The organism is Amycolatopsis sp. NPDC004772, assembly GCF_053601215.1.
Window position 1 is genome coordinate 27372 of the sequence record NZ_JBSGBK010000035.1, and the last position, 13445, is coordinate 40816.

General features: G+C 72.0%; 12 protein-coding genes. 8 read left to right on the forward strand and 4 right to left on the reverse strand.

All coding sequences use genetic code 11. The features are described 5' to 3' along the window. Positions 1–86: 86 nt before the first annotated feature. The 6 genes from ACWEF6_RS21885 (at position 87) to ACWEF6_RS21910 (ending at position 5862) form a co-directional block, all read left to right on the forward strand. A complete protein-coding gene (locus ACWEF6_RS21885) occupies positions 87–1484 on the forward strand; it encodes a class II fumarate hydratase (RefSeq protein ID WP_449684650.1) in 1398 nt (465 codons plus the stop codon). Further along, positions 1484–2329 (forward strand): helix-turn-helix domain-containing protein, encoded by an 846-nt coding sequence (locus tag ACWEF6_RS21890; protein ID WP_449684651.1) that lies wholly within the window; start codon positions 1484–1486, stop codon positions 2327–2329. The genes ACWEF6_RS21885 and ACWEF6_RS21890 overlap by 1 nt, the downstream gene beginning before the upstream one ends. 426 nt (positions 2330–2755) lie before the next feature. Then, a complete protein-coding gene (locus ACWEF6_RS21895) occupies positions 2756–2953 on the forward strand; it encodes a hypothetical protein (RefSeq protein ID WP_449684652.1) in 198 nt (65 codons plus the stop codon). 40 nt (positions 2954–2993) lie between these two features. Beyond that, a complete protein-coding gene (locus tag ACWEF6_RS21900) occupies positions 2994–4526 on the forward strand; it encodes an ATP-dependent DNA ligase (protein ID WP_449684653.1) in 1533 nt (510 codons plus the stop codon). 209 nt (positions 4527–4735) lie between these two features. Then, the gene (locus ACWEF6_RS21905; protein WP_310973565.1) at positions 4736–5176 is read left to right on the forward strand and encodes a hypothetical protein; all 441 of its coding nucleotides are present in this window, start codon (positions 4736–4738) and stop codon (positions 5174–5176) included. A gap of 83 nt (positions 5177–5259) precedes the next feature. Beyond that, complete coding sequence (locus ACWEF6_RS21910) at positions 5260–5862, forward strand: Pr6Pr family membrane protein (protein ID WP_449684654.1); 603 nt, start codon at positions 5260–5262, stop codon at positions 5860–5862. Here ACWEF6_RS21910 and ACWEF6_RS21915 read toward each other — a convergent pair. Beyond that, the gene (locus tag ACWEF6_RS21915; protein ID WP_449684655.1) at positions 5859–7061 is read right to left on the reverse strand and encodes an NADH:flavin oxidoreductase/NADH oxidase family protein; all 1203 of its coding nucleotides are present in this window, start codon (positions 7059–7061) and stop codon (positions 5859–5861) included. The genes ACWEF6_RS21910 and ACWEF6_RS21915 overlap by 4 nt on opposite strands. Before the next feature lie 97 nt (positions 7062–7158). Between ACWEF6_RS21915 and ACWEF6_RS21920 the strand changes: the two genes are divergently transcribed. Next, a complete protein-coding gene (locus ACWEF6_RS21920; RefSeq protein WP_449684656.1) occupies positions 7159–7782 on the forward strand; it encodes an MBL fold metallo-hydrolase in 624 nt (207 codons plus the stop codon). Here the strand turns inward: ACWEF6_RS21920 and ACWEF6_RS21925 are convergent. Together ACWEF6_RS21925 and ACWEF6_RS21930 are read right to left on the reverse strand one after the other, a co-directional pair. Further along, positions 7779–8273, reverse strand: a complete 495-nt coding sequence (locus ACWEF6_RS21925) for a hypothetical protein (RefSeq protein WP_449684657.1) — start codon at positions 8271–8273, stop codon at positions 7779–7781. The genes ACWEF6_RS21920 and ACWEF6_RS21925 overlap by 4 nt on opposite strands. Further along, a complete protein-coding gene (locus ACWEF6_RS21930) occupies positions 8267–8734 on the reverse strand; it encodes a DUF309 domain-containing protein (protein ID WP_449684658.1) in 468 nt (155 codons plus the stop codon). Before ACWEF6_RS21930 ends, ACWEF6_RS21925 begins: the two co-directional genes overlap by 7 nt. A gap of 43 nt (positions 8735–8777) precedes the next feature. On the opposite strand from ACWEF6_RS21930, the gene guaB1 reads away from it, so the two are divergent. After that, positions 8778–10217 (forward strand): GMP reductase, encoded by a 1440-nt coding sequence (gene guaB1, locus ACWEF6_RS21935; protein ID WP_449684659.1) that lies wholly within the window; start codon positions 8778–8780, stop codon positions 10215–10217. Position 10218: 1 nt separating this feature from the next. Here guaB1 and ACWEF6_RS21940 read toward each other — a convergent pair whose 3' ends face one another. Next, positions 10219–13290, reverse strand: coding sequence for an amidohydrolase family protein (locus ACWEF6_RS21940; protein WP_449684660.1), 3072 nt, complete (start codon positions 13288–13290; stop codon positions 10219–10221). Between the last annotated feature and the right edge of the window lie 155 nt (positions 13291–13445).

Below are 13445 nucleotides of genomic sequence, written 5' to 3' on the forward strand. Positions count from 1 at the left end.
CAATGTATACAAAGGATACCGTCGCAGGCAACAGGGTGGTCGACGCCACCACGCGCCGACCGGCGATCAGGGCCAGAATCGGTGTCATGGCTGATCAGGAATACCGGATCGAACACGACACCATGGGCGAGGTCCGCGTGCCTGCCGACGCGCTCTACCGCGCGCAGACCCAGCGGGCCGTGGAGAACTTCCCCATCTCCGGCCGGGGCCTGGAGCGCGCCCAGATCCGCGCGCTCGGCCTGCTCAAGGCGGCCGCCGCGCGGGTGAACCGCAAGCTGGGCGTGCTCGACGCCGACGTCGCCGAGGCCATCGCGGCCGCCGCCGACGAGGTCGCCGCCGGGGCGCACGACGCGCACTTCCCGATCGACGTCTTCCAGACCGGGTCCGGGACGTCGTCGAACATGAACGCCAACGAGGTCATCGCCACCCTCGCGTCACGGGCCCTCGGGCGGGACGTGCACCCGAACGACCACGTCAACGCCTCGCAGTCGTCGAACGACACCTTCCCGACGACGATCCACGTCGCCGCGACCGAGGCCGTCCTCAAGGACGTCATCCCGGCGCTGGAGTACCTGGCCGGCGCGATCGAGGTCCGCGCCGCGGAGTGGGCCGACGTGGTGAAGTCCGGCCGCACACACCTGATGGACGCCGTCCCGATCACGCTCGGCCAGGAGGCCGGCGCGTGGGCGTCGCAGATCCGCTTCGGCGTCGAACGGCTGAAGTCCGGCCTGCCGCGGCTGGGCGAGCTGCCGATCGGCGGCACGGCCGTCGGTTCGGGCCTGAACGCGCCGGACGGCTTCGGCTCGTCGGTCGCCGCGGAACTCGCCACGGTCACCGGGCTGCCGCTGACCGAGGCCCGCGACCACTTCGAGGCGCAGGCGACGCAGGACAGCGTCGTCGAGACGTCCGGGCACCTGCGCACGATCGCCGTGTCGCTCAACAAGATCGCCAACGACCTGCGCTGGCTGGGTTCCGGCCCGCGCACCGGCCTGGCCGAGCTGGCGCTGCCGGACCTGCAGCCGGGTTCGTCGATCATGCCGGGCAAGGTGAACCCGGTGATCCCGGAGGCGACGCTGCAGGTGGTCGCCCAGGTGATCGGCAACGACGCCGCCGTCGCGTTCGCCGGCGCGGCGGGCAACTTCCAGCTCAACGTGAACCTGCCGGTGATCGCCCGGAACGTCCTCGAATCCGCGCGGCTGCTCGCGGCGGTGTCCCGGCTGCTGGCCGACAAGGTGTTCGCGGGCATCACGGTGAACACCGAACGCACGCGCACCTACGCCGAGGGTTCGCCGTCGATCGTGACGCCGCTGAACAAGTACATCGGCTACGAAGAAGCGGCCGCGGTCGCGAAGCAGGCGTTGAAGGAGCTCAAGACGATCCGCGAGGTCGTCATCGAGCGCGGGTACGTCCGCGACGGGAAGCTCACCGAGGAGCAGCTGGACGAGGCGCTCGACGTGCTGCGCATGGCCCGCGGCGGGAAGTGATGGGTGACGCCGCCGGGCTGGGCGCCTTCCTGAAGGCCCGTCGCGCCGCCCTCGACCCCGCCGACCTGGGCCTGCCGCCCGGGGTCACCCACCGGCGGGTCAAGGGCCTGCGCCGCGAGGAACTGGCGCAGCTGGCCGGCATCAGTGTCGACTACTACACGCGGCTGGAGCAGGGCCGCGCGAAGAACGTCTCGGACGCGGTCCTCGACGCCCTCGCGCGGGCCCTGCGGCTCGACCCGGGCGAGGAGGCCTACCTGCACAACCTCGCCGCCCCGAAGCGCCGGGAAAAGCCCGCGCCCCAGCGGGTCCGGCCGGAGCTGCAGCACCTGCTGGACGCCATCCAGGCACCGGCGTTCGTCTTCGGCCGGTACCTGGACGTGCTGGCCTGGAACGCCCTCGGCGGCGCGGTCGCGTTCGACTTCGCCCACCTCGAAGAGCGCAGCATGCCGAAGCTCGTCTTCACCGACGAACGCGCGAAGGAGCTGCACCCGGAGTACGACGCGGTGTGCCGCGAGCTCGTCGCGAACCTGCGCGCGGAGAGCGGCCGGCACCCCGGCGACCCGCGGTTCGCGCAGCTGGTCGACGAGCTTTCGCTGGCCAGCGCCCGGTTCCGCCGGCTGTGGGCCGAGCACGCGGTCCAGGAGAAGGCGCAGGGCTGGAAGCTGTTCGCGAACCCCGTGGCCGGCGAGCTGCGGCTGCACTACCAGACGTTGCGCCTGCCGGACGACCCCGACCAGGGCCTGGTCGTCTACCACGCCGAACCGGGGTCGGCTTCCGAGCGCGCGCTCGGCTTGCTGGCCAGTTGGATCGCCGCCGGTGACCGACCGGTGAACACCCACCAGTAGCCGTCCCGCGCCGCGTTTTTGCTGCCTACGCTGCTTCTCCTGGGGGAGTTCGGGGCAGAGGAGCGGCACGGTGGGCATCGGCGCGACGATGCAGTCCCTCGCCGAAATTCTCAGCTCGGACTCCGGCAGCGGATGAGCTGTCCCGTGCGCGCGCTGCGACCGCGCCGCCGGCGTCGACCGGCTGAAGACCCAGCAGGTCGAAGACATCTTCAGCGGCCGTGTGCGGAACTGGGACCAGCTGCCGGCCGGGGCCGTCGGTGCCGATCGGGATCGTCGGGCGCGGGCAGGAGTCGGGCACGCGCAAGACGTTCGAGCGGAAGGTGCTCGGCGGCGCGGAGGACCGGCTGACGTCGGACTCGTGCCGCAAGCCCCGAATGCGACCCGGCCGCGGCGACCACCCGCTGCGAGCGCGGCACGACCGCCGAGGTGCTCACCGAGGTCGCCGCCGTGCCGGGCGCGATCGGGTACGCCGACGTCCCGGCGGCCAAGGCGGCCGCGGCGCGGGACCAGCAGGTCGGCGTGGTCCAGCTCGACCGCGCGGGCCGAGCTGCAGGACGCCGGGTACACCCCTGCGTGACCAAGGACGGCCTGCTCGACCCCCTCTGCACCAGGCCGGACATCTGACCAACCGGAAATTGTCGGTGGTTCGGGTCATGATGTCCGGGTGTTGCTGAGCGAGTTGGTCCGGGCGTCCGCCGAGCTGGCGGCGACGAGGTCCAGGAAGGCGAAGATCGCCCTCCTGGCCGCGGTGCTGCGCGCCGCCGAGATGGCCGAGCTGCCGGTGGTGATCGCGTACCTGACCGGGCAGACGGCGCAGGACAGGCTGGGGGCGGGCTGGCGCACCCTGGCCGGGCTGGGCGCCGGGTCGCTACCGGAGCCGGTCGTCACGGTCACCGAGGTCGACGCGGCGCTCACCGCCGCGGCCGGCGTCGCGGCGGGCACGGGCTCCGCGACGCGGCGGCAAGAGGTGCTGCGGGCGTTGTTCGAGCGGCTCACGAAGGACGAGCAGCAGTTCATGTTCCGGCTGGTCACCGGCGAGCTGCGGCAAGGCGCGCTGGAGGGCGTGATGGTCGACGCCGTCGCGGCCGCGGCCGAGGTGCCGGCCGAGGACGTGCGGCGGGCGTTCATGCTGTCCGGGAAGCTGGGCGTCACCGGGGTCGCGGCGATGACCGGCGGGCAGGCCGCGCTGGCGGACTTCCGGCTGACGCTGGGCACGCCGATCAAGCCGATGCTGGCGTCGCCGGCGGAGTCGCTGGACGAAGCCGTCGCCGAGCACGCCGAGGCGATCGTCGAGTACAAGATGGACGGTGCGCGGATCCAGGTGCACCGCCAGGGCGACGAGGTGCACGTCTGGACGAGGACGCTGCGGGAGATCACCGGGAGCGTGCAGGAACTGGTCGATCTCGTGCGGGCGCTGCCGTGCGAGTCGGTGGTGCTCGACGGCGAAACCCTGGCCCTGACCGACGCCGGGCGGCCGCGGCCGTTCCAGGACACCATGAGCCGGTTCGGCAGCACCCGCGAGGAACAGGTGAAGGCGCTGCTGCTGCGGCCGTACTTCTTCGACTGCCTGCACCTCGACGGCGTCGACCTGCTGGACGCGCCGCTGTCGGAGCGCAACGCGGCCCTGCGGAAGGTCGCCGGGGCGCACGTGATCCCCGGCGAGATCGGTACTTCGCAGGCGGCTTCGGTGCTGGAGGCGGCGATGGAAGCCGGCCACGAAGGGGTGATGGTCAAGGACCTGGCGTCGCCGTACGCGGCCGGGCGGCGCGGGCGGGCGTGGCTGAAGGTCAAGCCGGTGCACACGATCGACCTGGTGGTGCTGGCGGCGGAGTGGGGGCACGGCCGGCGCACCGGCACGCTGTCGAACCTCCACCTGGGCGCCCGCGATCCGGACGGCGGCCCGCCGATCATGGTGGGCAAGACGTTCAAGGGCATGACCGACGAGCTGCTGGCGTGGCAGACGAGGACGTTCCAGGAGATCGAAACCCACCGCGACGACTGGACGGTGTACGTCCGGCCGGAGGTCGTGGTCGAGATCGAGCTGGACAGCGCGCAGGTGTCGACGCGCTACCCCGGTGGCCTGGCGCTGCGGTTCGCCCGGGTGGTCCGCTACCGGCCGGACAAGGACCCGGCCGAGGCGGACACGATCGACACGGTCCGCGGCCTGCTGCACGGCGACCGGTCGGAAGGGAGCTGACAGACGACAGACGAAAGTCGGTGGTGCCCAAGGTCCTTCCAGACCACAGTGGAGGTTGGTCGAGCCGGAGTCGGCATTCGACGAATTCGACGTGCGCCGGACGGGATTTGACGAGAATTTTCCCGACACCGCCCGCGGCGAAGAATCCCTAAAGTGCGCTCCTTCACAAGGTTCCCGCTCATTCCCGAGCGGTCATGGAGGAGCAACCAGTGGTCAGCAAGGAACAGATGAAGGCGGCCATCCACGCGGCCTTCGACGGCGCCGTCGAAGACGGGGCGAGCTACACGAAGGTGTACGCCGCGGAGATCCGGCAGAAGAACTACCTGGTCTTCCGGACCACCTCGGTGGCCAACTTCGCGCTGGGCTTCAAGCCGGGGCAGACCGATCTCGTCCTCGTCCCACTCGAGGAGAAGAACGGCACCGTCACGGCGGGCACCCCGCTGACGATCAACGACGCCAACCGGGCGTCGGTCAAGAAGCGCGACCTCCAGGGCCGGTTCGTCATCAAGACGACCGACGGCCGGACGTTCCGGCTGAGCATCATCCCGTCGGTGGCGAAGCTCCTGGCCGTCTCGTACCAGCTGCCGGTCGAGCAGAAGGCGGAGTACGAGGCGTTCGTCGCGCTCCGGGACTCGCTGCTCGCGGCCTGACGACCGGCGCCCCGGTGCGGACGTCGCCGGGGCGCACCCCTCCACCGTGGTTCATATGTCCACTGTGGAGCTAAGCTCCGGCGATGCGCAGCGAGAAGCTCACCCGCGCCTGGTTCGCGGTCACCGCCGTGGTCGCCCTGGCCGGCCTGGTCACCCAGGTGGTCGCGACCGCCTCCGCCGACGGCCGCGTCGCGAACCTGCTCTGCTTCTTCACGATCGACTCGAACCTGCTGGTCCTGCTGACGTCGGCGCTCGTCGCGCTGGGCCGCGCCCGCGGGCGGCTGTTCACCGTCCTCTGGCTCGACGCACTGGCCGGCATCATCGTGACGGGGATCGTCTACCAGGTCGCCCTCGCCGGCCTGTACGACCTGCACGGGCTGTCGCTGGTCTCCGACACGATGCTGCACAAGGTGACCCCGCTGCTGTTCGTGCTCGGCTGGCTCCTGGTCGGCCCCCGCGGGGCCGTGACGTGGCGAACGGTCTGGTGGTCGCTGCTGTACCCCCTGGCGTGGCTGGCGTTCACGCTGCCGCGCGGGGCCGTCGACGGCTTCTACCCGTACCCGTTCGTCGACGCGGCCACCCTCGGCTACGGCCAGGTCGCACTGAACTGCGTATTCATCGGCCTGTTCTTCACCGCCCTCGCCGCGGGCGCCTTCCTGTACGACCGCCGCCTGACGCCCGCCTAGCCCCGGACGCGACGGAACGCGTTGAGCCCATCCGTCAGCCCCGCCTGCACCAACGTCGGCACCGCACCACGCCGGTCGACCGGCTTGCCCGCCGCGATCCGGTGCATCTGCCGGGTGTGCCACTGGATCTCCAGGAGGCTGTCCACCAGCCGGATGCCCGTCTTCGGGCAGAGCCGCTCGGCTCGGACGTCCGCGCCCTCCAGCAGCCGGGACGGCAAGCTCGGGTCGACGATCAGCGGGCGGCCGAGCCCGATCACGTCCACCTCGCCCGAACGCAGCGCCGCTTCCATGCCGTCCGGGGTCGCGAATCCGCCGGTGACCATCAGCGCGACGTCGGAGACCGCCCGCGCTTTCGCCGCGTAGTCCAGGAAATACGCCTCACGCGCCTGCGTGCTTGCGCCGCCCATCATGGCGGCCTTCTCGTACGTGCCGCCCGACACTTCCAGCAGGTCGATGCCGGCTTCGCCAAGTTCTCGCACGACCTCCAGGGACTCCTCCTCGGTGAAGCCGCCGCGCTGGAAGTCCGCGCTGTTGAGCTTGACCGACACCGGCACCGCGTCCCCGACCTCCGCGCGCACGCGCCGGACCAGCTCGAGCAGGAACCGGCGGCGGCGGACGGCGTCGCCGCCCCAGGCGTCGGTCCGCCGGTTCGTCAGCGGGGACAGGAACTGCGAGACCAGGTAGCCGTGGGCGCCGTGGATCTGCACGCCGGTGAAGCCCGCTTCGACGAACGTCCGCGCCGCGACGCCGAAGCGTTCGATGATCGCTTCGATCTCTTCGCCGGTCAGAGCCCGTGGGACGGCGAAAGCCGTACGGACGCCTCGGTTGCCGAAGGGCACCACGGACGGCGCGACCGGCTGCCGCGACAGGTACCGCGGGCTCTGCCGGCCGGGGTGGTTCAGCTGCACCCACAGCCGCGTGTCCGTGCCCTCGACCGCGGCGGCCCACGGCCGGTACGCGGCCGGGTCCGGGGTCACGGCGACGTTGCGCGGCTCGCCGAGCGCGGTCGGGTCGACCATCACGTTCCCGGTGATCAGCGTGCCCGCGCCGCCGCGGGCCCAGGTGCGGTACAGCTCGGCCAGCTCGCGGGTGGGCGCGTTGTGGCGGTCGCCGAGCTGCTCGCTCAGCGCCGACTTGACCAGGCGGTTGGGCAGCAGCGCGCCGCATCGGAGTTTCACCGGCTCGGCCAGGAGGGTCATCGCGCCGCCTCTCGAACTTACTCACAGTAAGATGACTCGACGGTAGCATACCGCCGGTATGTCATCTACCCGGCGAATGACCACTAGGGTCGGGCACATGACGGCGATCGTGCAGAACCTGGTGACCTCCGGCGTCTTCCAGCTCGACGGGGGCAGCTGGGACGTCGACAACAACGTCTGGCTCCTGGGCGACGACGCGGAAGTGATCGTGATCGACGCCGCGCACGACGCGAAGGCGATCGAAAACGTCGTGGGCGACCGGAAACTGGCCGCGATCGTCTGCACCCACGCGCACAACGACCACGTCAACGCCGCCCCGGAGCTCGCCGCCGCGACCGGTGCGCCGATCCTGCTGCACCCGGACGACCGGGTCGTCTGGGACCTCACCCACCCGGACCGCGCCCCGGACGGCGAGCTGGCCGACGGCCAGGTGCTCACCATCGCGGGCACGGACCTGCGGGTCATCCACACGCCGGGGCACGCGCCCGGCGCAGTCTGTCTCTACGCGGCGGAGCTGGGCGTCCTGTTCACCGGCGACACCCTGTTCCACGGCGGGCCGGGCGCCACCGGACGGTCCTATTCGGACTACCCGACCATCGTGCACTCCATCCGCGAGAAGCTCTTCACGCTCCCGGAGGCGACGAAGGTCCACACCGGACACGGCGAAGGCACGACGATCGGCGCCGAGAAAGCCGCTTCGGACGGCTGGGAACAGCCTTAGGACGTGTGCTTCCGGGCAACCAGGGCGAACGCTTCGATCGCCCGGTCCAGCTCGACCACGGCGTCCCGGACGGCCTTCGGCAGCACGACCCGGGTGAACTCGCCGCCGTCGTCCGGCTCGTGCCGCACGTGGTGCAGGTCCATGTCCTTCCGCCGCACCTCCCGGGCCGCCTCCACGAGCTCGTCCGGCCCGCTCATCACCAGGAGCCCGAGGAGGGACCGCATCTCCGCCCGCACGGTGTAGTACTCGTCCTCGTAGGCCGCGAGCCGCTCGGAGCTCGCGTCCAGCCGGTGGGTGACGTTGATGCTGACCAGGTGCTGCCGGGCCCGGGCCCCGGCCTCGATGAACCGGCCGCAGCGGTCGGCGCGGTCCTGCCGCAGCTTCGACCGCCGCGCCGCGTTCAGTTTCAGCGGCTCGACCAGCGCGCCCAGCGTGACGCCGACCAGCGAAGCGACCGCCGCGATGACCGCGGCGCCGAGGGCGGTCAGCACGTCAGCCGCGGCGCGCTCGGCGACACCCGGACTCGCGACTTCGCTTCCTCCGCGAGGGCCAGCGCCCACTCCTGCAGCCCGGCCACGTCGATGCCGTGCGGCGGCTCGCCCCGGAACGGCTCGATGTTCGCCGCGCCGCGCTCCAGCAGCGACACCGCGCCGACGTTGTTGCCGCGTGCCGCGTGCGTCAGCCCGACGGCGAGCTGGGCCAGCCCTCGCCAGAGTTCGCGATCGGGCCCGTCGGTCGTCTTCCAGGCGTCTTCGAACACCTCGTGCGCGTGGAACGGCTTGCCGTCGTCCAGCAGCCGCTGCGCCTCCGCAAGCGTTTGCGCCGGGGTCCGTTCGATGCCTTCGGGCTGCCGCTCGACGCCGTCCGCGCCGTACGGCAGCGGCCGGCCGAGGCCGTCACGCGGCCGTGCGTTGCGTGCCCGTCCCTCGGCGTCCCGGTCGCGGCGGCTCATGCCCTCGATCCTGCCACGGGCCCGGCAGGTAGTCTGGTGACTCGTGCGTTTCCTCGACGGCCACCGGCCCGCCCACGACCTGACCTACGACGACGTGTTCCTGCTGCCGAACCGCTCGGACGTGGAGTCCCGCTTCGACGTCGACCTCGCCACCGCGGACGGTACCGGCGCCACCATCCCGATCGTGGTCGCCAACATGACCGCGGTCGCCGGCCGCCGGATGGCCGAGACCGTCGCCCGCCGCGGCGGCCTGGTCGTGCTTCCGCAGGACGTCGACAGCACCGCCGTCGCCGAGATCGTCGGCTGGGTGAAGAGCCGCCACCCGGTGTGGGACACGCCATTGGTGCTCACGGGCGGTGACGCGGTTGCCGACGCCCTCAACCTGGTCCACAAGCGCGCTCACGGCGCTGTCGTCGTCGTGGACGGCGAAGGCCGCCCGGTCGGCATCGTCGACGAAGCGGCTTGCGCGGGCGTGGACCGCTTCGCGCGGCTCGCCGACGTTGCGCAGCCGCCGACCGTGGCGGTCCCGCTCACCACGCCGGCGCGTGAGGTCTTCGAGCTGCTGAACAGCCACGGCGCCCACCTGGCGCTCGGCCTCGACGCCGACGGCCGGCTCGCGGGCGTCCTCACCGCCGTCGGCGCTCTGCGAGCGGAGATTTACACGCCGGCCGTCGATGACGCGGGCAAGCTGCGCGTCGCCGCCGCGGTCGGCGTCAACGGCGATGTCGCGGCGAAGGCGTCCGCCGTGCTGGAGGCCGGGGTAGACGTGCTGGTCGTCGACACCGCGCACGGGCACCAGGAGAAGATGATCGCCGCGCTGAAGGCCGTCCGGTCGGTGTCGCCGCAGGTCCCGGTGGTCGCCGGCAACGTGGTCACCGCCGAGGGCACGCGCGACCTGATCCAGGCCGGCGCCGACGTCGTCAAGGTCGGCGTCGGGCCGGGCGCGATGTGCACGACCCGGATGATGACCGGCGTGGGCCGCCCGCAGTTCTCCGCCGTCGCCGACTGCGCGGCCGCCGCGCGCGAGCTGGGCAAGCACGTCTGGGCCGACGGCGGCGTGCGCCACCCGCGTGACGTCGCGCTGGCGCTGGCCGCGGGCGCGTCCGCGGCGATGGTCGGCTCGTGGTTCGCCGGCACCTACGAATCCCCCGGCGACCTGCGCTTCGACGAGCAGGGCCGGCCGTACAAGGAGTCGTTCGGCATGGCGTCGAAGCGCGCGGTCGGCGCGCGGACCCGGACGGACGGCTCGTTCGACCGAGCCCGGAAGGCGCTGTTCGAGGAGGGCATCTCGTCGTCGCGGATGTCTCTCGACCCGCAGCGCCCGGGCGTCGAGGATCTCCTGGACTCGATCGGCTCCGGTGTGCGCTCGTCCTGCACCTACGCGGGCGCGCGCACGCTCGAGGAGTTCCACGAGCGTGCGCTGCTGGGCGTCCAGTCGGCGGCCGGCTTCGCCGAGGGCCGCCCGCTTCCTTCGGGCTGGTGAGTCAGCCCGCGCAGCACACGTGTTCCGACCACTCCGGAACGTGCCACCAGTGCTGTTTCGCCGCGGACGGGGCGGCGGGCGCCACCGCGGTGGCCGCCTGCCCGCCCGGCCGGTTCCGGTAGGGCGCCAGCAGCTCGCCGACCGTCCGCAGCACCCCGCCGACCAGCACGCTGCGGACGTTCGCGGCCGCCTTGACGTCCTGCAGCGGATTGCCGGACACGAGTGACAGATCGGCGTAGGCACCTCGCTTGAGCACCCCGATCCGGTCCTCGAGCCCCAGCCACCGCGCCGGGTTGCGGGTCGCGGTGGTGAGCGCCTCGTGCGGCGTGAACCCGAACGCGACCATGGCCCGCAGGTTCTGGTGGGTGGAGACGGCCACGTTGTCCAGCGGGGAGTCCGTGCCGGTGACCACGAACCCGCCCGCCCGGTGGATCCGCAGCACCATGTCGACGTTCCCGGCGAGGACCCGGCGGAGGTAGGCGTTCTCCGGGTTGCCCGCGGCGTCCGCCGCCGCCTTGAGCTGCTGGTACTCCCACGGCGGGAAGAGGACTTCGGTGCGCTCGTCGGTCACGAGGGACTTGTCGTCCGCGTACAACGCCCGCGAGGTGAACAACGTCGGCGTGAGCGACATCCCCGAGCGGACGAACAACGCGATCGCGTCCTGGTACGACCGGCCGATCCGGCTGACCGTGTGCGAGTACCCGAGCCGGTTGGTGGCGCCGATGTGCTCCATCGCGTCCATGCCGATGTTCGCCGCCGGGTACAGGTAGTGCGACGACAGCGGGATGCCCGCCCGGTGCGCGGCCCGGACCACCGCCTGCTGGGAGGCCACGGGGAGCCGGACGTAGGTCTTGATCAGGTCGTACTCGAGTTCGACCGCGCGGGACAGCTCGAGGTTCAGCTGCCCGGGCGAGAGCGTCGGCCGCATGAAGTTGTAGTAGATCCGGGAGCCGTCGATGGCTTCCCCGGTGCCGAAGTACCTTGGCCCGACCCGGTTTCCGGATTCCAGGGCCTCGCGCGTCTCCAGCATCTGGTAGACCGGATCGCCCGGCGAGCGGGTCGTCGTGATGCCGTAGGACAGCCACAGCCGGCCCTGCCGGTCACCCCACTGCCGGCCGCGCAGGTGCCAGTGGTTGTGGAGGTCGACGAGCCCGGGCATGGCAGTCAGGTCGTGCGCGTCGACGGTGCCGGGCGCGTCCCGATGCGGCCGGACGTCGGCGATCCGGCCGCCTTCGACGACGATGTCGACGTTCCGCTGCAGCGTCCGGGCCACGCCGTCCCAGGCCGCGCCGACGTGGATGACGGTCCGCCGCGGCGGGCGCGGCCGGGCCCAGGTGAAGTCGAGCCGGATCGTGCGCGGCTCGCCGCCGCTGATCCTCTGGGCCTTGAGCTGCCCCTTCGACAGGTACACGAGCGTGTCGTTCCCTTGCCAGGCCAGGGAATCCGTGACGTCGTGGGTGACCTGCCGCGGCGCCCCGATCAGCCGTCCGGCGCCGTCGACCGGGGCGATCCAGGCGACGCTTTCGACCGTGAACGCCAGGTACCGGCCGTCGGGTGACCACAGTGGACCGTCGTCGCCGCGGGTGGCGAGCGAGCGGAACGGCATCGGCTCGGCGTAGCGGAGTTCGTTCGTCTTCAAGTCGACCGTGAGGATCTGGCTGGTGCCTTCGCGGTACCGCCGCGAGTACGGCTTCACCGCTGCCAGCGCGAGGACCGTCCCGTCGGGTGACCAGGTCGGCCGGCCCGGCATGAACAGCGGCGGCGTCACCTGCTGGGCCGTGTTCGTGGCCACGTCGTGGATCCAGGTGGCGCCGTCCTGGTCGGCGTAGGCCACCCGGCCCCCGTCCGGCGACCACCGCGGCGCGACCTGCGCGCCCGCCAGCTCGGTGAGGACGGTGTCCCGGCCGGTGCCGAGGTCACGCACCCACAGGTCGGCGGTGCCGAGCCGGTCGCTCGTGTAGAGCAGCTTCGTCCCGTCCGGGTGGAAGTCCGGGTCGGAGTTGAAGTAGCCGTCGGCGATCAGCCGCTGGGGCCGGCCCCCGCTCGCCGCGACGACGTAGATCGCGTTGAGGGCCCGGAAGGCGATCCGCTTGCCGTCCTTGGACACCACCGGACCGGCGATGCCCCGGACCGGCTTCGGCGCGGCCGAGTCCAGGTCACGGACCCGCCTCCGGTAGTCGCGCGTGGCCGTGGAAACGCTTGCTTCGAACGGGATGTCCTCGACGGCGCCGGACTGTTCGCGGCGCCGGAGGTGCCCGTCGGCGGTGTAGAGCACGGTGGACCCGGACCAGTTCGCGGCGAAGCCGAAGACGTCCTCGCCCCGGGTCAGCTGTTCGTCGCCGAGCATGAGGTCCGCGTCGGCGCCGCGCAGCCGCAGGTAGCTGGGCCGGCCGCCGGGACCGAACGCGGGGCCGTAGACCTTGTCGGTGCCGGTCGCGGTGACCAGGCGCGTGCGGGCGCCGGTGGCCAGGGTGACGACGTCGATGGCGACGTCGTTCACCGTGAAGACGAGCTGTGTGCCGTCGGCCGACCACCGCGGCGACGCCTCTTCGTCGGCCGTCGACACCACCGTGCTGATCGCCCCGGAAGCGACGTCCAGCAGGTGGATGCCGTAGCTGCCGTCGCGGTCGCTGCTGAAGGCGAGCTGGGTGCCGTCCGGCGAGAACACGGGCTCGCGGTGGTCGAACTGCCCGCTGGTGAGCTTGCGGGGCGAGCCGCCGGCGACATCGATGACGTACAGGTGGAAGTTGCCGTCGCGGTACGACTGGAACGCGATCCGGCGGCCGTCCGGCGCCCAGCTGGGGAGGGTGGCGTCCTGCAGGTCGTCGGTGAGCCGGCGGGCGCGGCCGCCGCCGGCGGGCAGCACCCAGATCCCGGTAACCAGGTCGACCGCGATCCACCGGCCGTCCGGGGACAGCGCGGCGGACATGTTGGTGCCTTCCCGGAGCACCACGCCACCCGGCGCGACCTCCGGTTCGGCCTCGGCCACCGCCGTCCCGGCCACGGTCAGCGCGGCAGCGGCGGCACCACTTCGGACGAGAAGCTCACGACGAGAAAGGTTTTCCGGCCCCATCCGGTCCACTATGCCCAGCCCCGGATCGGCCGGATAGCGGCCGAGCGGGTTTTTCACCGGATGCCCGGCAAACGCGGGAACGTCTGCCGGGCCGGGGCACCGCGGTCGTGAGTGGTAAGGCGGGTTAGAACCCGCCTTACCACTCACGAGCCGCC

Bases quoted from the DNA above. Each gene is read 5' to 3' on its own strand.
- ACWEF6_RS21885 (WP_449684650.1), top strand. From the start codon at position 87: ATGGCTGATCAGGAATACCGGATCGAACACGACACCATGGGCGAGGTC.
- ACWEF6_RS21890 (WP_449684651.1), top strand. From the start codon at position 1,484: ATGGGTGACGCCGCCGGGCTGGGCGCCTTCCTGAAGGCCCGTCGCGCC.
- ACWEF6_RS21910 (WP_449684654.1), top strand. From the start codon at position 5,260: ATGCGCAGCGAGAAGCTCACCCGCGCCTGGTTCGCGGTCACCGCCGTG.
- ACWEF6_RS21915 (WP_449684655.1), bottom strand. From the start codon at position 7,061: ATGACCCTCCTGGCCGAGCCGGTGAAACTCCGATGCGGCGCGCTGCTG.
- ACWEF6_RS21920 (WP_449684656.1), top strand. From the start codon at position 7,159: ATGACGGCGATCGTGCAGAACCTGGTGACCTCCGGCGTCTTCCAGCTC.
- ACWEF6_RS21930 (WP_449684658.1), bottom strand. From the start codon at position 8,734: ATGAGCCGCCGCGACCGGGACGCCGAGGGACGGGCACGCAACGCACGG.
- ACWEF6_RS21940 (WP_449684660.1), bottom strand. From the start codon at position 13,290: ATGGGGCCGGAAAACCTTTCTCGTCGTGAGCTTCTCGTCCGAAGTGGT.